At 58.7% G+C, this 19,199-nt stretch carries 10 protein-coding genes and 9 pseudogenes; 7 read left to right on the forward strand and 12 right to left on the reverse strand.

Going from position 1 to position 19,199, the window contains the following annotated elements; all coding sequences use genetic code 11:
* Positions 1–2: 2 nt before the first annotated feature.
* The 3 genes and pseudogenes from RX328_RS11835 to RX328_RS11845 form a co-directional block, all read right to left on the reverse strand.
* Positions 3–663, reverse strand: a pseudogene (locus RX328_RS11835) (transposase); the annotation flags it as partial.
* Positions 664–1,019: 356 nt separating this feature from the next.
* The gene (locus RX328_RS11840) at positions 1,020–2,132 is read right to left on the reverse strand and encodes an IS110 family transposase (protein WP_213255714.1); all 1,113 of its coding nucleotides are present in this window, start codon (positions 2,130–2,132) and stop codon (positions 1,020–1,022) included.
* Positions 2,133–2,385: 253 nt separating this feature from the next.
* Positions 2,386–3,075, reverse strand: a pseudogene (locus RX328_RS11845) (IS701 family transposase); the annotation flags it as partial.
* A 321-nt stretch (positions 3,076–3,396) separates the two neighbouring features.
* On the opposite strand from RX328_RS11845, the pseudogene RX328_RS11850 reads away from it, so the two are divergent.
* The 7 genes and pseudogenes from RX328_RS11850 to RX328_RS11880 all read left to right on the forward strand — a co-directional run.
* Positions 3,397–3,518 (forward strand): annotated as a pseudogene (locus RX328_RS11850) (IS5/IS1182 family transposase); the annotation flags it as partial.
* A 245-nt stretch (positions 3,519–3,763) separates the two neighbouring features.
* Entirely contained in the window at positions 3,764–4,072 is a 309-nt protein-coding gene (locus RX328_RS11855; protein ID WP_312018118.1) for a toll/interleukin-1 receptor domain-containing protein, read from the forward strand.
* Between the two features lie 43 nt (positions 4,073–4,115).
* Positions 4,116–4,709, forward strand: a complete 594-nt coding sequence (locus RX328_RS11860; protein ID WP_213255712.1) for a DUF6088 family protein — start codon at positions 4,116–4,118, stop codon at positions 4,707–4,709.
* Positions 4,702–5,717: pseudogene (locus RX328_RS11865) on the forward strand (nucleotidyl transferase AbiEii/AbiGii toxin family protein). Before RX328_RS11860 ends, RX328_RS11865 begins: the two are co-directional and overlap by 8 nt.
* 12 nt (positions 5,718–5,729) lie before the next feature.
* Positions 5,730–5,942: pseudogene (locus RX328_RS11870) on the forward strand (hypothetical protein); the annotation flags it as partial.
* Positions 5,943–5,982: 40 nt separating this feature from the next.
* Positions 5,983–6,717, forward strand: a complete 735-nt coding sequence (locus RX328_RS11875) for a transposase (protein ID WP_317258711.1) — start codon at positions 5,983–5,985, stop codon at positions 6,715–6,717.
* Positions 6,665–6,862 (forward strand): transposase, encoded by a 198-nt coding sequence (locus tag RX328_RS11880; protein ID WP_317258712.1) that lies wholly within the window; start codon positions 6,665–6,667, stop codon positions 6,860–6,862. The genes RX328_RS11875 and RX328_RS11880 overlap by 53 nt, the downstream gene beginning before the upstream one ends.
* A gap of 1,515 nt (positions 6,863–8,377) precedes the next feature.
* On the opposite strand, the pseudogene RX328_RS43485 reads toward RX328_RS11880, so the two are convergent.
* From RX328_RS43485 to RX328_RS11920, 9 genes and pseudogenes are all read right to left on the reverse strand, one after another.
* Positions 8,378–8,830, reverse strand: a pseudogene (locus tag RX328_RS43485) (PLP-dependent transferase).
* 118 nt (positions 8,831–8,948) lie between these two features.
* Positions 8,949–9,080, reverse strand: a pseudogene (locus RX328_RS43490) (methionine gamma-lyase); the annotation flags it as partial.
* Between the two features lie 647 nt (positions 9,081–9,727).
* Positions 9,728–10,153, reverse strand: a complete 426-nt coding sequence (locus tag RX328_RS11890) for a hypothetical protein (protein ID WP_213255708.1) — start codon at positions 10,151–10,153, stop codon at positions 9,728–9,730.
* Between the two features lie 194 nt (positions 10,154–10,347).
* A pseudogene (locus RX328_RS11895) lies at positions 10,348–11,372 on the reverse strand (LLM class flavin-dependent oxidoreductase).
* A gap of 299 nt (positions 11,373–11,671) precedes the next feature.
* Positions 11,672–12,791, reverse strand: a pseudogene (hisC, locus tag RX328_RS11900) (histidinol-phosphate transaminase).
* A gap of 502 nt (positions 12,792–13,293) precedes the next feature.
* Complete coding sequence (locus tag RX328_RS11905; protein ID WP_312018116.1) at positions 13,294–14,400, reverse strand: branched-chain amino acid ABC transporter substrate-binding protein; 1,107 nt, start codon at positions 14,398–14,400, stop codon at positions 13,294–13,296.
* 1,187 nt (positions 14,401–15,587) lie between these two features.
* Positions 15,588–16,295 carry a MerR family transcriptional regulator gene (locus RX328_RS11910; RefSeq protein WP_213255706.1) on the reverse strand — a complete coding sequence of 236 codons (708 nt, stop codon included), beginning with the start codon at positions 16,293–16,295 and terminating at the stop codon, positions 15,588–15,590.
* Positions 16,296–16,440: 145 nt separating this feature from the next.
* Positions 16,441–16,653 carry a hypothetical protein gene (locus RX328_RS11915; RefSeq protein WP_244608561.1) on the reverse strand — a complete coding sequence of 71 codons (213 nt, stop codon included), beginning with the start codon at positions 16,651–16,653 and terminating at the stop codon, positions 16,441–16,443.
* 1,218 nt (positions 16,654–17,871) lie between these two features.
* Positions 17,872–18,825 (reverse strand): LysR family transcriptional regulator, encoded by a 954-nt coding sequence (locus RX328_RS11920; RefSeq protein WP_213255704.1) that lies wholly within the window; start codon positions 18,823–18,825, stop codon positions 17,872–17,874.
* Positions 18,826–19,199 lie beyond the last annotated feature (374 nt).

The raw sequence follows: 19,199 nt of genomic DNA on the forward strand, positions 1-19,199 counted from the left end.
GTCTCCATCAGCCCATGCCCGATGAAGCACAGCTTCGTCTCCTTGCCTTTACCCTTGCGATAGAGCCTGGCATCGGGATCGGTGGTCGAAGCATGGGTGTCGTTCGAGCGTCTCTGGCCATGGAAGTCCGCTTCGGCATTGCGCCCGTCTTGCGCCGGCGGCTCGTCCGAGCCGTCCTTCGGCTTGACGCTCTTCATCGAGGCCCAGGCCTCGATCAGCGTGCCATCGACCGAGAAGTGATCGCTCGACAGAAGCTTCTTCACCTTGGGCTGCGCGCCAGCAACGCCACGAGGAACTTGGCCGAGATGTCGCCTTCCAGTCGCCGGTCGCGGTTCTTCGAGAACACCGAATGGTCCCAGGCTGCGTCGTCAACGCCGACTCCGACGAACCAGCGGAACAGCAGGTCGTATTCCAGCCGCTCCATCAGAAGCCGCTCCGAGCGGATTGAATAAAACGTCTGCAATAGCATCGCACGCAGCAGCTTCTCCGGCGGATCGACGGCCGCCCAATCGGCGAATAGAGCGCGGCAAACTCGCGCTCCAGCGCCGAAAGCGCCTCGTTCACAATCGTCCGGATCGCTCGCGGCGGATGATCTCGCCGCACCCGCGCCTCCAGGTCAACGTAGCTGAACAGCTCGCCCGTTCGATTGTCGCCGCCACGCACGCACACCATCTCCGAATCTCATCGGAGCGAATGAATCACGGTCGTCGGTCGGCGGCGAGCGCCTTTTTCAACAGCCTGCTCTCATGTTCGCTGTCAAGATTTTGAACGAGCACGACTCTCCTGGTTGCGCCCAGGCGCTGAGTTTCGGCGGTGCCCAAGGCGGGAGGCGGAGCCAGAGACGACGGTTGAGCAAGCTCTCATGCGCGGGTTGGCTACCGCATGACCGTGGTTTCGTCTTGGGGCTGCCTCGGTCTAGAGGACGAGCGTCGGCAAAGCCGGCTCATAGCAGGCAACGAGGATTCCCCACCGCGCCCCGCCTCCTGCCCTGGGCACCGATATGGTCGAGCATCGTTCTTTCAGGCAGCCGGCCCGAGTTGGACTTGACGAGCGATCGCCCACAGGAAGCCAACCATTTCGCGTGCAATGGCGGTGGTGACAATTACCTTGGGTTTGCCGGCTACCGACAAGCGGCGATAGCGAGCGCAGAGCCTGACCTGGGCCTTCCAGGCGATGTCGCGAATGACCTGAGGCAAGCGCTCGTTACGGTCATGGAGCTTGCGACTGACGCGGGCTTGCATGCGATAGGTCCACGCCCCCTCGATCAGAGCCCGCCTGGCCAAGGCGTTGCCGGCTTTGGTGATGCCGCCGCGCCTGGTCGAAGTACCACTCGAATGCTCCGATGGAACGAGGCCGAGATAGGCCATCAGTTGGCGGGGATTGTCGAAGCGGGAGAAGTCGCCGACCTCGGCAATCACCGTCACCGCGACAATGAAGGCGACGCCGCGCATGGCCTGCACCGCCTCGACGAATGGCTTCATCGACCATTGCGGCGCCAACTCTTCGATTTGCCGAGTCAGACGTTCTACTCGGGCTTCGGCGTCAGTGACGGCGTGGATGTAGTCCTGCAGAACGATTTGGCTCGCGGGGTGATCGAAGCGCACCGTGGTGAGCCAGCGACGGTAAGCCAAGGTCCAGCCCTTCTTGCCGGGATAGATGCGCCCATGCCGTAGCAGAAAACCCTGCAGGTGCTGGCGCGCCTTGCCGAGCACACGCATCGCCGTGGCACGGGCTCTCACCAGGTCGCGCATGGCCTCATGCGCCGCATCCGGAACCCATACCGCGGTCAGCTCGCCGGCTCGATGCAGCTTGGCCAGCATCGCCGCGTCGCGTCGATCGGTCTTGACCCGATCCCCCGGCTTCATCGGGATCAACGAGGGGGCCATCACGATGCAATCCTGCCCCAGTTCCGTCAGTTGCCGATGCAGGCCATAACCGCAGGGACCGGCTTCGTAGCAAAAGCTTACCTGCCGCCCACCTTTGCCAAGCTTTTCCACCAGCTTGGTGATCTGATCGGCACGATTGGCGATGATCCCCAGGTTACGAACCTCACCGCCGCGCAGCCCTTCGGCCAGCGCAACCGAAATCGTCGCCTTATGGACATCCAGCCCCACGAAAATGCTATCCTTCATTAGGCCCGCTCCCCATGCTTGAGGCTCGGCGCCGGCCCATCCGGCGCAACCCTCGATAGGAGCTTGCCGTGGGGCGGGCCGCCCGTCACCTCACGGCGCGAACATAGGGTCTAGATTAGTCCTACTGCGTCATAATTTTCACCGACTTCGACGTGAGATTGGTCTGATGCAACAAGGGCATCGAGATAGTGTGGACACGAGAGCCGCGTTCAATCTTCTCCGAACGGTGGCGATCGAATTTGGGACGTGTCGTTCAGGCCGCAATGGCGGATCCCCTCGGTCGATAAGTTTCGGGAATTGCAGCTTCCTTGAACAGCTTGGTGGAGGCTGTTTCTGAGGGGGGAATCGTTTCTCGCTCGGAGACCAGAAATCCGTAGGCGGCAATGCACAGTGTTGCGTGATGGTGGAAGCCACGCCAGCTTCGTCCCTCAAAGTGGCCAAGGCCAACTTCCTGTTTGAGTTCGTGGTAGTCGCGCTCAATGCGCCAGCGCAGCTTGACGATATCGACGAACTGACGGAAGCCAATGTTCGCCGGAAGCGTTGACAACCAATATTTGGTCGGCGCCTCCTCGCCTGCCGGCCACTCGATCAGCAGCCATTCCTCCGGCCGGCTTTCGGCGCGCCAGTAATCTCGATGTGCCGGACGGACGGCCACACGGGCAAAGCGCGAGGACAACGGTTCTGCCGTACCCTCACGCCACGTGATCTTGTGCCAAGCATGTGATGGCAGGCCGATCGCAAGCTTCTTGGCCGAAATCGGTCGGTGCTTGCTGTCACGCCGCAGCAACTTTGGAGGCCGCCCGTTCCCCGACCACTTCTTCGGCGGCCGCGGCCCAGTTCCAGGCGTCCATACCGATGTTTGTGGCAGGATGCCAGCCACATAGCTCAAGCCAAGTGCGGTGATATTTCCACGCAGAGCGGTGTCGGTGCCATATCCGACGTCGCCAACGGAATGGATCCCGAGGCCTCATCTGGGTCTTCGGTGTCGGTGACCACGGCATCATGGCGTTCACCGACTTCGGCATTGAAAACCTGATGGAGCTCGTCAGGATAGGGGCCCTTGGCCTTTTTGCCGAATGGCTTGAGGAAGTTGGCCTTGATCCCGTCCGGTTTCAGGCGTGCCTTGACGCGCGCGCGGTCGGCACTGCGCCGTTTCTCCGGCGGTCTCGGCGACGAGGCCGGGGAAACTGTCGATGCGCCGCTCGAGGCATACGCGCTGCTGGCCAGTCTCGTTGAGCGAGGCGACTACGGCCAAGACGGCCCAGATTCCACTATTGTCCGAGCCCACCAGCACGCTGCCGGGGCCAAAAAAGGGGGTCTGAAGATCAGGCGATCGGCCGTTCGCGCGGCGGCCTGAGCACCAAGATTCATATGGTCGTTCGAGGCTTTGCTCCGCACGCAAGGCGCGCGTGACGTCCGCATCCATCCCGATGGCGAGCACGGAAAGCAGTTCGATTTCACGAGCTGGCTGGGGCGGCAAGCGTTCACCAAGGTCTCCAGCCTCGGTAGCACCGCCTATGGCGGGGTCTATCGCAATCCGGCGGACCAGACGATCACCATCAACCCGAAGTCCGGGCTCGGTGATGTCGTCGCGGCTGTCGGAGACCATGTCATTGCGGCCGAATGCAAGGGTGAAGCTCAGCCGCTACATCGCCGTTGTCCTGTCGAAAAAGTCGATTGGGGCGCCTTGGGTGAAGAAGGAGCTCGACGTGGCGATGAACCGCGAGATCGCCAGCGGCGAGGTGGTCGTGCTGCCGCTGCTCTACGAAGAATGTGAGTTGCCGGAGTTCCTGAAAGGCAAGCTCTACGCCGATTTCTCCACGCCCGAGGAGTACGAGGCGGTTCTCGGCAAGCTTTTGCGGCGGCTCACGGTCTGCTCGATAAGGGCGCGCCCTTGTCTAGGAGGAACGGACGGGTCCGAGGGGATATCTTGGGCTTGAAAAGATGTCAGAAAACTGCGTATATTTCTGACAGGAGATGGCCATGCAACGGTTAACCGAACAGATTCTTGCGCATGCCAAAGGACTGCCGGAAGGCACTCCCTTGGCGGCTAAGAGCTTGCTTCACCTCGGTAATCGCACCGCGGTGGATCAGGCCTTGTCGCGGCTGACCGAGCGGGGCCACCTGATCCGGGCCGGTCGGGGCGTTTATCTCCGTCCCATCACGAGCCGATTCGGTACGAGGGCTCCATCAGTCCAGCAGGCGGTCGAGGCGCTCGCCAACCAGCGCGGCGAAGTCATCGTCCCGAGCGGGGCGGCGGCGGCCAACACCCTCGGCCTGACGACCCAGGTGCCGGTTCGGTCGGTCTATCTGACCTCCGGCCGCAGCCGAACGATGAATCTCGGCAAGCAGGTCGTTGAACTTCGTCATGCTCCGCGCTGGCAACTCGCCCTGGCCTATAAGCCGGCTGGCGAGGCAGTGCGGGCGCTGGCCTGGCTCGGGCCGGAGAAGGCAGAAGCCGCATTGAAAACACTGAAGCGGAAGCTCCCGCCGTCCACCTTCAGCGAACTGGTCGCGGCAGCGCCGCAGCTTCCGACCTGGCTGGCGCGCAGTGTGGGAAAGGCGGCGCATGGCTGACGCCTTTCTCCACCTCCCGGTGGCCGATCGCCACGAGGCGCTGAGCGTCGCGGCCGACCAGTCGGGACGACCAGCGCACCTTCTCGAGAAGGATGTGTGGGTCGTCTGGTCGCTCGCCACGCTCTACGGATCGGCGCTCGGCGAGCATCTGGTGTTCAAGGGCGGCACATCGCTGTCGAAGGCCTATGGAGTCATCCGGCGTTTTTCCGAGGACGTCGACCTGACCTACGACATCCGGGCAATTGCGCCGGATCTGGTGGGCGACAACGGCGAGGCGTTGCCGAAAACGCGCAGCGAGGAGAAGCGCTGGTCGAGTGAGGTGCGCAAGCGTTTGCCGGAGTGGGTGGCGGGAACCGCACAGCCGGTCATCGCGGACGCGCTGGCCGCGGAGGCGTTGCCTGCCACGATCTGGGTCGAGCGCGAGAAGCTGTTCATCGACTATGAGGCGATTGCCGCAGGCTCTGGCTACGGGGCGCCAAGCGTGATGCTCGAATTCGGCGCGCGATCGACGGGCGAGCCGGCAAGCCTGCGGGACATTACCTGCGACGCATCGGCCTGGTCGAAGGCGTGGTCTTCCCAATGGCCCGGCCCCGCGTGATGCATGCCGAGCGAACCTTCTGGGAAAAGGCGACGGCGATCCACGTCTTCTGTCTGCAGGAGCGGCTCCGCGGCGATCGCTTCGCACGACACTGGCACGATGTCGTGCGGCTGGATCAGGCCGGTCTTGCGGATGCGGCTTTCGCGGATCGGGAGTTGGCGAACGCTGTCGCGCGCCACAAGGGCATGTTCTTCGCCGAGAAGGCCGCCGACCGCAGTCCGATCGATTACGTGGCGGCCGTAAACGGCGGTTTGCAGATCGTGCCGGGCGGCGATGCCTCCAAGGTGCTGCAGGAAGACTATGGCCGCATGGTCGAGGACGGGTTGCTCTTGGAAGATGCCGAACCCTTCGAGAGTCTGATGGAGCGCTGCGCCGATATCGCCGCGCGGGCCAACCGCGCGGGCGCATAGAGGGGCAGGCGAATGCTCAGTCGGGGATCGGAGTGGCGGCGGTGGGAGCCGCATATTCATGCACCGGGCACGGTGATGAACAACCAGTTCAGCGGTCCCACAGCGTGGAGTGACTATCTCACCGCGCTGGAGCGGGCCATGCCGGTCATCGAGGCGATCGCCGTGACCGACTATTACGTGACTGATACCTACGAAGAGGTGCTGAAGCACAAAGCGGTTGGCCGACGGCACCAAGATCAAGGCGAACGCGTCCAAGCACAAGGCGATGAGCTATGATCGCATGAAGAAGCGGGAAGCGGAGCTTGCAGCGGAGGTCGACCGCTGGCTCAAGGCGGCGGAGGCCGCCGATGCGCAGGAGGATAAGCTCTACGGCGACAAGCGCGGCGACGAGATGCCCGATTGGGTGGCCGACAAGCAGAAGCGGCTTGAGAAGATCCGCGAGGCCAAGGCCGCGCTGGAGGCCGAAGCCAAGGCCGCAGCCGAGGCGGAGCGCAAGGCGCGGGCCGAAGCCGAGGAGCGCCGGATCGCCGAAGGCGGCAAAAAGAACGGCAAGACGTCCGCGCCGCCGAACACGGAGCCCGACGGCAAGGCGCAACGCAATTTCACCGACCCGGAAAGCCGCATCTTGAAGACCAAGGACGGTTACATCCAGGGCTACAACGCCCAGGCCGCGGTCGATGGTGCCCATCAGATCATCGTGGCGCAGACGCTGACCAGTTCCTCGAGCGATCAGGCGCAACTGGCGCCGTTGCTCGACGGGATCAGGGCTAATCTGGGGACCAATCCCGACGAAGTGTCGGCCGACGCCGGCTACTGCTCCGCCGCCAATCTTCGCGCGATCAAACGGCGGCGCATTGAGGGCTACATCGCCAACCGGAAGGCAGAAGCACGGCACCAAGTCCGCCACCGCGGAAAAGCCTTCAAGAGCCGGCTCGCTGATCGCCAAGATGAGCACCAAGCTCAAGCGCGCCGGCTACCGAAGTCGCTACCGCTTGCGTAAGCAGATCGTCGAACCCGTGTTCGGACAGATCAAACAGGCAAGAGGGTTCAGGCAATTCCTGCTGCGCGGCATCGACAAAGTGAAGCCCGAATGGGCCCTGATTTGCACCGCTCACAACCTCGTCAAGCTGGCGAGGGCCGCATGAGCCGCTATCATTCGGATAAAACTGGCTTCCCGATGCTAACTGGACAGGCTCCTAGCTGACGATTCACCGTTTGAGGAATTCTCGCCAGAAGGCTTCGAAGACGAGCAAGCGACATTGGCGGAAATCGAAAGACGCACTGTTGTCCGATTTAGTGCGACGTTGAAAGCGGCCGACGTCATGAATGACCGGCCCGTGCAAGAGGAGGAACTTATGCCCCTCTCGTCGAATCGCCTGCCCTGATCATTCGCTGCTCAGACACGTTGATCCTCCTTCTCGTCGTCAGTAGTGGCTGGATTGGCATTCCTGCGTTCTTCGGCGAGCCGAACGGGATCGTGTGAACGTTTGTTCAGCGCTCGAACATCATCGCGGCGCGCTTCGACGTAACGCCGGATCCCGTTGCAATTATCGATGGGATCGCAAGATGTCTACTTGAGCACGCCGCAGATCTCCTTGAGGATTGCGCAGTGTTGCTTAATCTAGTGGCTTGTCGGCGCCGACATTAAGCGCTCTTCGGATCGGGCGATGAGCAGATCCTGTCAGGCGGGGCTCGTCTCTTCTTCGCGCTTCTGCGCCTTGACGCGCTTTAACAGGTCGGAAACAGATTCGCCGAGCAGGTAGCGTCCATTCCGCTCGCGTTTGAAGTAGCGGTCGGTGACGAGCTTTATTAAGCTCGGATTTGCTGTCTCTTGCGATGCCCGCAGAGTCTCTCGACGAAACGCCGCTATTTGTAACGTCCATTTAGGTTTCGAGTCCCTGGTTGAGATGCAAATGCAGCCGAAGAGTGTCGCGTCTAAAACATTCAGACGATGCGGTGGCGCGAGGCTCGCGCGCGATTTGATCTTATGCCAAAACGCTGCAATGTATGTAAGAGTTGCCGATACCGAGCGCTGGGTAAAATAAAGGCGCCACTGTCAGTGGTGCAGCCGCGTCCACATGAGCTTGCGAATTTCCCGCTCTGCTCGCGCGAAGTTGCCGATGTTGAAGTGAGTGCGCCGATACGCAGCAGCGCGTTCCGCTCGCGACCCCATGATGCGGGGTCTCTCGCGCTTGTACATCTCGTCGCGTGCTTGGCTGAGTGCGCCGCGCACGGCATGTCGGAGTTCCCCTTTGATTCGAGGGAATGTGGTTGCGGTGGGCCGAAAGCTAGTTAGCAGTTGCAGCGCGCGAGCCTTGATCTCCTCAAAATACGGACTAACGCGCACTTACGGTTCTCCTTTAGCGATGCTGCTGCTGCATCTATGCTCCTGATAGCCCGGTTAATGGCATCGATATGGCAATCAGACCTCTGTGGACGAAAAGAGCAGTCGCGCTGGCAGCTTGCCCATCACGCATTCTGCGCAGCGCAGCTCAGGGTTGCTCGGAGGTCACAAGCACGTCGTCAAAGTGATTACGGGACCGAGGTGTCGAGTTGGCAACAAGCCCCGCGGGACAGCATTTATGGGCGCCTGGCGGGCCGGTCCCAGCAGCCGCACGCCTGCAGCTATGCCTCGGTCAACGCGTGCGCGATATATGCAATTAGGTCCGACGGATGTTCGATGCTGATCGATAGCCGGATGGTGGAGTCGAGGACGCCGATTTTTCCCGGATGTGAGTCGTAACACCTGAGTGCGTCATGCTTGCGGGTAGGCTGGCAAGCGACTCGGTACCGCCCAGGCTCACTGCCAGCTTGACGAGTTTCAACGCGTTCCGAAATTTGTATGCGGCGGCTTTTCCGTCGACAGTATCGAACGAAAATGTGGAACCTGTGCCAGTGCATTGCTTCGCGAATAGCCAGCCCGCGGCCCGTCTGCCTCGTGGTGAGCGAGGCCACTTTTTCGTAGTCGCGCAGGTATTGCGCTACGAGATGCGCATTTCTATCGGCTTTTCCATGCGAAGGCTCAGTGTTTCGAGCGAGCGGCTGATCATCCAGCAGGAATGCGGGTCCAGTTGGGTGCGGGTGGCGCCTCGCGGCGCTTTGACGTCCTTCATGAGGGCTCTTGACCCGAGCGCAGCGCCAGCGATCAGGTCTGAATGACCGCGACATATTGGTCAGCGAATACAAAGTGAAATCCGCACCATGTTCGATCGGTCGCAGGAACACTGGCCCTAGCAATGTGTTATCGCACGCGACGATTGGCGTGTGCCCCTGGGCGCGGCCGGTCATCTCTGCGACGCGGCGGACCATCGCAATATCGACAAGCCCATCGGTTGGGTTTGCCAGAGTTTCGATGAAAATCATTGGAACCCTGCCTTTGTGTATCGCGTCCCCCGTCGCCAGCCTGACTCCGGTCTCGTCGAGGCCGTCGGCAAAGCCGACGGCACCGAATCGAAAGGCCCGCAAGCGTCTTCACAAGCGACGCTTCCGGTGCACCGTAGAGTGGGTTGAGAGTGCAGAATCACGTCGCCAGGGCTTGCCGAACGCGAGGATCGTCGTCGCAATCACCGCCATGCCGGATGGTGCGCAATTCTCGATGCGCTCGTAGACGGAAATCCCGTCCTCGACAATTTCGCTGTTGGGGTGATTGAACCGCGAATAAACCAGGCCTGCGTCCCATTCCCTCGGGAGGCTCGCGCCGATCTGAGACGAAATCGAAAGTCCATCCCGTCTTCTCGGCAGTCCGGAAAACGAAGGTCGAGGTCAGAAAGACTGGCGGTTTAGCCGCTTGCAATAATTGCGGATCGTAGCCGTAGTTCAGCATCTGCGTTTCGGATGCAGCATGTGATTGCCTATATGGGTCTTCAACGAAAAATGTTTCATCATGGCCTAAGCTTCGCTTTATAGATTCAAATCCTAGCCCTGCGCTAGCTGCCTTCCACGGTAGTGGGGCGAATTCCGCAACTTGCTGCGCGATATGCTGGAACGTCGTCAGCGGAGGCTCTAACAAATCAACGCTGTTTCACCAGACTCCACTTCTTGATCACCGCCTCGCTCATCTGCTCAGCGTCGGCACAGGCGATTTCATCGACCTTCACCGAAATCCTCTTGCCGACTAGTGGCTTCAGCTGACTGGCGTGCGCTTCGCCAGTTGTGAGCAGCTCAAACATTACCGGTCCGGTCTCTAGCTTGCACAGCGCGTGCGGCTCGGGCAGCCGGCGCGGCGCGGAGATGATATGGTAGGCGACCTTTTTGCCGTGCTTGGCATCGCGTATGCGAAACGCGTAGAGCTCGCCTAACAACACGTCGCCGGTGTTGATCGGCGCGCCCCCGTTCAGCCCCGCGTACGCAGGCTCCTCCGCGCCGGCGGCTCCAGGAAAGCTCGCCATCAGAATCAATGCAAGGGCAAAGCCCATGGCGAATCGGTCTTTCGTCATTAGTCAGTCCTCCGTAGGTGTGATTAGAAAAGCGTGAGCTGCCGGATCGCGGCAACAGCGCACCTCGTCGACCCATGGACGTCGTGGTGAGCAAACAGGAGCTGCTGATCGTGAGCGCATGCTGCCCGCCGACTATACGGGAAGGATCTAGGAGCGCTGCCACAACGTTTGATGTTGAAAGCCGGACGGGCAAATCATTGTCGGCCAAGTCCAGCCATGATTTCGGATTGGATTGCGGTTGCGGTGCACAGGGAAGCATCTAATGGCAGATTGCCAAATGCGAGTTGACAAAGAAGGTAATTCGCACCTGCCTCTTCAGGAGAACTTGTCGCACGGAAGCTGGCGTTCCGACGACGCACAATTCGCTCTCGATTGCCGCATCGAAGGTCAGCGGAAGGTGTGGTGGTGTAGGGATGGCATTGAGCTCGTAAAGGAACTTAAAGCTCTCGAGCCATTGTGCGTAAGCAGATGCCGCGAGCGAATAGGCATCTATCTCCGAACGCGCAATCACGACCATGCGAAGCAATCCAAGAAATGGCATTTGATCGTGAGCCTCGCCGTTGGGCTCTCGATGAGCGCGGAAGGCATCAGTAACTTTGCGTACAGCAGAGGAGGGGCCTACGCACGCGAGATTTGCGCCATTGGCAGCCGCCCAAGCTGCGGACTCGGGTCGATTTGTCGCAATCCATGTCGGCGGCCTTGGACGCTGATAAGTTTTTACCGTCAACGGAACGCTGTTTAGCTCAAAATGTTGACCTTGATAGGATAGCATGCCGCCTTTCATAGCGCTGATAAGGATTTCGCTTGCTTCTTCATAACGGCCTGGCGCCGCGTCAGCGCTGATGCCGTAGTAGCCCAATTCAAGCGGAAGAGAGCCGCGTCCGATACCCACCTCAAGCCGGCCACCGCTCAAGTGATCGAGCATACAGATCTCTTCAAACGCACGCAGGGGATGATAGAGGTTAAGCAGCATCACCAATGGCCCGATACGAAGTTGCCGTGTGCGCTGTGCGACGCTCGACAATAACAAATTTGGCGATGGACCTCTCCCATGCGGCGTACAGTGGTGTTCTGCCACGTGATATGCAAAGAAGCCGAGGCGGTCATACGCCTCTGCCAGGACGAGGCGATCTGCGTATTGTCGGGCGATGTCGCGGCCGTCCTCGTCTAAGTGATCGAAGATGCCGAACGTTAGTTTTGAAGAAAAGACGTCTTTCACTGGATTGTCTCCAATTGTAGGTGTGAAGGCAGGAAGTTCGCTTGTTTTCGGCATCTGAGCGGGTCAAAGACGCCGACGTCTCCTATCGTGGCCACACATTTTGTTCTCCTCTGCTTCGTCTTCACCGCTGATCACGAGACGATTGTCCGTCCCTCTTCGACGCCTCAGCATCCGTTGCCAAGGAGGATAGATCCGTTGCCACTGTTCGCGGCTCAGTCACAAACAGATCTTCGCCATTGGCAGCAACCGCTCTTAGCTCCGTCGTGATACGTTCGCCTGGGTAACGCAAAAAGCAGACTTTAGCGCGGCTCAACTGGCGATCTTTCTATCTTTAAGCTGTCAGAAATGTCACTGACGGCTCCCAGAAGCGCATCCATTTGCATTTTTGTCCCGATGCTGACGCGGATGCAATTTTCAAGACCGTTATCGGGAAGGAAGGCAACAAGTATTCTTTGCCTTTCCAAAGCGGCCTGCCACCATCCACCGTCGTGTCCTGCAGGCACATGCGCTAGCAAGAAGTTTGCGTGGGAGGGCGTTAGAGAAAATCCCAGTTGCGACAGTGAGGTCGCAACCCGCTGTCTTTCATGCCTGATGTGCCTATGGTTCTCTTCATAGACGGCGCGATGCGCAAGAATGCTGATGCCGACCGCGTGCCCGATTACATTCATGTTGAAGACGTTCTGGATGTTACGAAGCCTTCCAATAAGCTGCGGGTGGCCGAACCCGAAGCCGACGCGAACGCCAGCGGCGGCATAGCTTTTCGAAAGTGTTCTTAAGAGCAGAAGATTCGGATAACGGCTGAGGAGCCGCAGGCCATTATCAGGCGCAAAATCGACATACGCTTCATCCAACACGACGAGGCGGTCCGATTGTGCCAGGAGGCGTTCGATATCGGCGATAGGGATGAACGTTCCGGTCGGATTGTTCGGATTCGCCAACAGAATGAACTTGGCATCTTTTGCTGGCCCAAAGAGCAATTGCTCTATCGGCAACGACTGAGGTTCGTTACATCTGATTTCAAGCAGTTGAGCACCCTGCAACATAGCAAGTTTGCGATTGAACGAAAAACCTGGCGACAGCATTGCGACGCTGTCGCCCGGGGGCAAGAAATGCTCTGTAGATGAGCCCGAGAAGCTCAGATGATCCATTGCCGGCAATCACATGATCGATTGCGACGCCGTAGGTATTCGCGGCTGCTTCCCTCAGGCTAATGTTGTCATCTTCTGGATACAGATACTGCCGCTCAAGCGCCGCAATTGCACTTTGCCATACGATTGTTGGCAACGGAAATGGGTTCTCATTCGTGTTTAGTTTGACGTAATTAGCGGCCGACGCAGGCCGGCCGGACGGCAGCGCATCTAACTGTTTCGCTGCCTGCGAAAGAGAAGAGAGCACCTTTTGCAATTTGGCATCGGACATAGGTTTCTCCCGTTGAACCACGGAGGGCGCTTGCAGTTGTCAGCATGCCGGTCAGTCAGTCCGGTAGACGGCCTGAGGACAGAGTTCGAGTGTTTGTTGGGACAGCGAGCACGGCCGGCATCCAAAGTGCAGCAATCAGCCGCCTCGGTCACGGATTGGCATTGCCGTCATTTCTGAGTTGGCGGCAATATCACGCTGCGTTGGTCCAGGTACCAAATATTGGTCCGGATCGGTCTCAGATCGCACAGTGGAAGTTCGGCAAAGAGCTAAGCAAAAGTAACGCAGCGACATCGGCCGAGCTGTGCCGTTGGGCATAAACTCTTCCGTTGGCGCATCGGCGTCATCGGATAGCTCCACGAGCAGTACTGCGAGCGCGAGAAACGACGCGAGTACCGCGAGCGCGAGAACCGACCCGAGTAGCACGTCATGTCCGGAATTACGTTTCATCATTTCCATTACTTCGCTGAATATCTAGGCTCGTCTGCGGTCACAACGATGAGTTCTACTCGACGGTCTCGACAATGTTGTTATGCCACCGGTATACGACGAAGCCGGGAGCTGCATTGTCTCCTTTGGTATCGAACCGGACCGGCCCGATTACTGTTTGGGTTGGCTGCGAACGAAGCGCAGCTGCTACTCGCGGACCGTCGAAGGTACCGGCCCGCTTTACCGCGTCCGCCCATGCCTGGACGGCGGCATAGGCGTAGAGCGTGTAGCCTCCCGCTGACATGTTGGAAGACTTGAGCCTAGCTACGGCGTCCGCCGCTTGAGCATTCTTGGTGGAGTCGGGCATGAAGGTGAACAGTGTGCCGTTTGCTGCTTCGCCCGCGATCGCCGAAAAGTCGCTGGTCATCAATGGATCGTTCGCCATGATAGTCAGACCTGCGCCTGCTTCTGCGGCTTGACGCACAATCAAGCCGATCTCGTTGTAATAGCCGCCGATATAGGCGATCTGGATTCCGTCTCTTTTCATTCTTGAGACCAGGGCCGTGTAGTCCTTTTCGCCGGCCACATAGCTTTGCCGAATGACCTTTTCGCCCGCTTCCTGAAGGCGTGACTCAACGACGTCGGCAATGCCCTTGCCGGCGGTACTCTTGTCGTCAAGGACGGCAATGTTCTTGTTCGGATAATGTCGCAAGATGTATTCGGCCGCCACGAGTCCTTGTTGGTCGTCGCGGCCGCAGATCCGAAACACCGTCTTGAGACCACGCTCTGTTAGCTGAGGATTCGTTGAGCCAGGTGAAATCTGAATAAGTGCCGCTTCGGCGTAAACGTCGGAAGCGGGGATAGAGGAAGACGAACAAAAGTGGCCAACGACCAACTTGACTTGATCCATCGTCAGCCGATTGGCAACTGCGACGGCCTGCTTGGGATCGCACGCGTCATCGGCGACGCTCAATATGACCTTGATACCGGGAAGTAGGCCCGAAGCATTTAACGCATCGACAGCCGCAGTAGCACCGTCGCGCATCTGTACGCCAAACGCAGCAGTGCTTCCGGTCATCGGGCCGACCACGGCGATATTAACGTCGGCAGCTGGCGCGGTCGAAGCCAAAGCACAAGAGAGGAGTGCTGCACTTGCAGCTGTAGTAATTCGAGAAATTGGCACTTAGAGCTCCGGATGTTCGCTTGAGTTTGCTAACAGCTTGCCGTTCCTGCCCATGCGAGGGCATCGCTTGGTTATGAGATAAACGCCAGCTTTGGATGCCTCAAGGCAGCGCGTAAGCCGCGGCTGGCCGATGCCTCCGTACCTGCCGTGGCAGAGCGAAACAACCATTGCGGTCCCGCTATAGGAAAGATGTGGCGATAAGCAGTGAGATACCGCCGAACGCTGGCAATCTCGGCATTCCATCACGTCCGACGCGCTCCTGACGCTGCAATCGATCGAACACAGCAAACGGTTCGCATGTCCATCCCCGCGGCGGCGTTACGTATATGGAGTCTGCGGGTTCGTCGCCTGTATTCCATACTTTGTGAGGACCGGCGCCTGAGACGTCACATACCGAACTCGGACCGAGCTCCCGTTCCTGTCCGGCGGCGGCACCCCATCCGGCGTATTGAGCACCTTGACAATCCGCTCCTTGCGGAAGTGCTCGAGCCTTCTGACCGTCTCGTGGGGCGTGAGCCTAACAGCTTGAGACATTCGTAATCCTTAACTTAACCTTTGGAGCAGCAACCGACGTGCCAACGACATGATGTCGATTCGAATTGGGTTTGCAGCGAAGCGAGATCCGCGAAGTTTGCGATCCTTATCCGTGAGTGAGAGATAGATAAATCCGTCTTGTTCGTTTGTCGGACAAAGCCTCTCCTTGCGAGAAGCTCGACTACGTCGTAACGAACGCTGCGTCAGCATCCAGCACACCCGCGATCACCCCGACCGGCACGGCTCGCTCTGATCAAGCACTTGCAAGGCCACCATGATCATTCACTGCGTCCCGAATGTCGAAGCTCTCGCCCAGAAACTCTGAACGTACTGCAGGCCATGCGATCCTCCCGGCTAGGCGGAGTTGTCCCTAGGTCGTATTGCCAGGGACCGTGGTCACCTACCGTAGATCGTACAATCTGACGCCACGTACGATTCAAGCCCTTCGGGGGGCTCGTCTCATAAATGTGTCCAAAGTCATGTCTCGATGAAGGAGCGACGCTGCAAAACTTAGAGAAGAGCGCCACGAGTCCTCAACCATCTGACGCAAACCACAACCGGCGCGTTCCTGGCGCTAAAAACTCATATCATTCTCATCTAGATGGAGAACACGGCAGGGGTGCACGCATTATACGCGGCAGGTTCAGCGCAGTTCATCCGTTCAAGGCGGCAAGTGCGAGGTCGAGATATTGCATTAGGCAGGGATCCCAGCCAGCCATACTGCGTGGCGCGCTCAATCGCGCAAGAACTTTCAGTATCATTGAAACGGTCGAATCAGCTCCTGCGATTTCTGTGATCAGCAAGCGCGCTTTAAGCGCCACAGCATTTGCCCGTTCGCTGCAGGGATGCTCGCCCCGATCCACACAATCGCGCAGCTCGTCGCGGATCTTCCGCCACCGCTCCTCTCGATCTGAGTCCATGACGCATGTGCATGGGGGCGGCTGAGGGCGTTCTTCCTCAACCCGCAACATTGCATCCAGAGTGGCAGGTAGCTCATCTACACTGACGTGCAATTCACTATCCGTCGTCATGTTGCGCAAACGATTTCGCAACAGGGTTGCACGCGCGACGTGAAGTTCAATTCTCCCCAAATGATTGCGCAATAGGTCCGTAAGCGAGGTTCTGCCCTCTATCGCTCTACGGATCTCGTGAAGCGAGAAGTCAAGCTCACGTAGCGCTCGGATTTGATGTACCCGTTTGAGGCCTTCATGGTCGTACATGCGGTGACCGCCGTCGGTGCGCTCCGACGCACTTAATAAGCCGGTGTGCTCATAATGATGCAGAGTGCGTACCGTTACCCCGGTCGCCTCTGCAAGCTCGCCAATGCGCCATCGGCGCCTTCGTGGTGTAGGTTTTGTCATGGTTCTCTAATTTCAAGCCTACAACCTGACGTCGCGTGAGATTCAAGCTATTTCAACGGTCTACCTGAAAATGGCTTCGTTTCAGGCGCCAGCTAGGCGGCTCTTCTGGCGCCAGCAAGGTTGCTGTCCTCAGAGAGTCGCCTGATCAAGCAGCAGAAGCAATGGCGCCCATTAAGTTCATCAGGGACGCCAAGTGGGCCTCACCGGCTGCTGCACGTTCCAGAACAAGCGTGGCGATTGCCGTTCGATTTTCAGGAGTTCGCATCGAAGCCGGTAACGCCGCGACTGCTTCATCAAAAAGCCTTCCCAAGACCGAGAGGTCTTCCGGATCGTAGACACCACTGTATTGCTGCAACATTCGGCTCCGTGATTAACGCTAAGGCGGCCGCACGTGGCTAAGACGTTTGGCCAAAAGAAGACAGACCGCCGGCGTACAGCGACGAAGGTGCGGTATACGTTGAAGTGATGCTGTTGCGCAACACAGTCGCGCTTTGCTTCGTCTCAAGGCCGCGCAGGCGATATCGACTAACTTCTCTCGGAACTGCGAGCACCGCAGTGCCTATGTGCAGCCGAACTGGCGGGGCGAAGAAGAGGATTCTCACATTCGGTGCGCCGCTATTCTGAGCCATGGCTGCAAGAAAGCGCCGAGCCGATACGAGCAACGATCGGCAGCCAATGCTGATCCAACAACGATAGTCCAGCATTTTCTCAGCTTGGGTCCCGCTGCCTCAATATCTATCGCAAAGTGGTGGCCGCTCTTTGATCCCGTTCACAACGGATCGGACCACGGTAGATGAGACTTGGCGCGAAGCGGTAAGTGATTGGTCTGTCCGACATGCTCGCTCGCCCGCGCCTGGTATACAAAATGACAGACACGCAGACGGGCAATGCCTTCCAAATTAGTCGATGCCAGTGCGCTGAGCGCATCTGGGCCGATTCGCTAGTCCCGCCCTCCAGGCAAGTTTTGCTGTTATCAGCGCGCTTGCGAGTTCGTTGCGCAATTTGGGTTGCCAGGAGCGCGTGGCTTGCCTTCGCAGATCAGTCCTGCAACCACTTCGATTTGCAGATGATGCGCTGCTTGAGGTGGATAGGGGGCGGTCCGAGGGGCCAGGCGCCCTTTGAAAGTCATGAGCTCCGAAGAGACGAAGGTCGAGCGAGAAGAAGATATCGGAGCTGACTTCGTGCCAGAACTGCCGCCAACGATGTGTAGGAAATGTCGTTGATCGCGTAGGTCGTTTACATGTCGCGCTCCGCGTCTGCTGTCGATTGGATCGCTATCCTCTCGAGCGAGCCCAACCGCTGGCTTGAGGCCGTTGCTGGTGTGGCAGGTTCGATAGCCATTTGCAACGGGCCACTAATCTTCAACGCCGCAAATTGTCGCTATCGAGCTCGAGCGAGAATGGCGTCAAGCCGAGAGGAGCCTAATATTAGACTCGCGAGAGACAGCTGAAATATGGGTGCAGATATAACGGACGTAGGACGCTTTTGCGAATCCGCGCTTACGATGAATGAGGGTCGGTTCTCACGAAGGATTGGGGGTAACCGGATTGATGCGAAGAGGAGGTGAGAAGACGCTTTAAGTGAATTTAGGGGCGCCTGGATCTTTCGTGGTCTCAGGCGGAGGACTCATGCGGGACGCCTCTTCCAACAATATCTGCCGCATCCAGATGCTTGCCGGATCACTATTGTGAAAAGCGGGCCATTGGACGGCCTCGGTAAACGCGGGAAGTGACCGCGTAAGTTCGACGATCTGCAGGGGCATCGTGTTTTCGAAATGCTTAACCAGCCTTGAGGGCATCATACCTATGCGGCCAGTGTCCAATAGTACCGGCGGGATCATGTTAAAGCTCTGCACGACGACCTCGATGCGCCTCTTGAGACCGTGCTTGAGTAAGAACCATTCCTCAATGGAGGGCTTTCGCGTAAGCCCGAACTTGACCGCAACGTGTCCCATGGACATGTATCTCTCGAATGTAAGCTGCGCTGGTAGCTGCTTGTTCGTGCGGCATCCGACGCACACGAGGCTCTCCTCGAACAATGTCGCCTTAGGGTGTGCACTCGACATGAACAATTCCGGCAAGATAAGAAAATCGACTTCACCGCGCCGGAGAAGCTCATCGGTCGCATCGGCGAGTGGCAGCAATTCGAAACTGACGGCGGGAGCGTCCCGTGCGACACGGTCCACGACCTTTCGAAAAAATACGATTGTCATGAAATCGGACAGGAGGATCCGGAAGCGGCGATCCGATTTGGCAGGGTTGAACACATCCTGGGATATAATGGAGAGCTGGATGTGCAGCAGAGCCTTGCGAATAGGGGCGGCGAGCCCTTCGGCACGCGGTGTTGGGACAAGTTCCCGGCCTCTCATCGTAAATAGTTCGTCGCGGAAATAGGCGCGTAGCCGTGCGACGGCGGCGCTCATGGCTGGCTGGCTCAGCTTGATGCTGCGTGCCGCCGCGGTGAGGTTACGCTCGGTCATCAGAGCATCGAGCGCAACAAGAAGATTTAGATCAAGGCCCTTAAAAGGCATATCTTCTCCCGTTGAAAGCCTTTGCGTTGTAAACATTGAGCAACAACGGTTACTTCTATGAAGGTCCCAGTCGCCCCCGCCCGAGCTAGGCTCGTTTTGGGATACCGCGCGATCGCACAGAAGGCTCTCGTACTCGGTCGCAAGCATGTTGGTTGCGCAACGGAGCATGCGAGCGGGCGTGGAAGTCGCCCGCGTCTTGAAGTAGGGCCTTTGGTGCGCTCAGCAATCGCTCGCAGCACCACATCGATCACTATGAACCGTTGAGAGTAGGGCGCAGTTGCGCACCATTACGCCAATAGCGCCGCAGATGCGCTATCGACGCCCCCGCGTGGCTTAGCGTTGGTCGTCGTTTGTAAGCCTACAACCTGACGCGG

Source organism: Bradyrhizobium sp. sBnM-33 (genome assembly GCF_032917945.1).
GTDB lineage: Bacteria > Pseudomonadota > Alphaproteobacteria > Rhizobiales > Xanthobacteraceae > Bradyrhizobium.

Coding starts and splice junctions, on each gene's coding strand:
- RX328_RS11840 (WP_213255714.1), bottom strand. CDS start 2,132: ATGAAGGATAGCATTTTCGTGGGGCTGGATGTCCATAAGGCGACGATT.
- RX328_RS11860 (WP_213255712.1), top strand. CDS start 4,116: ATGCAACGGTTAACCGAACAGATTCTTGCGCATGCCAAAGGACTGCCG.
- RX328_RS11875 (WP_317258711.1), top strand. CDS start 5,983: ATGAGCTATGATCGCATGAAGAAGCGGGAAGCGGAGCTTGCAGCGGAG.
- RX328_RS11880 (WP_317258712.1), top strand. CDS start 6,665: ATGAGCACCAAGCTCAAGCGCGCCGGCTACCGAAGTCGCTACCGCTTG.
- RX328_RS11890 (WP_213255708.1), bottom strand. CDS start 10,153: ATGACGAAAGACCGATTCGCCATGGGCTTTGCCCTTGCATTGATTCTG.
- RX328_RS11910 (WP_213255706.1), bottom strand. CDS start 16,295: ATGACAAAACCTACACCACGAAGGCGCCGATGGCGCATTGGCGAGCTT.
- RX328_RS11915 (WP_244608561.1), bottom strand. CDS start 16,653: ATGTTGCAGCAATACAGTGGTGTCTACGATCCGGAAGACCTCTCGGTC.
- RX328_RS11920 (WP_213255704.1), bottom strand. CDS start 18,825: ATGCCTTTTAAGGGCCTTGATCTAAATCTTCTTGTTGCGCTCGATGCT.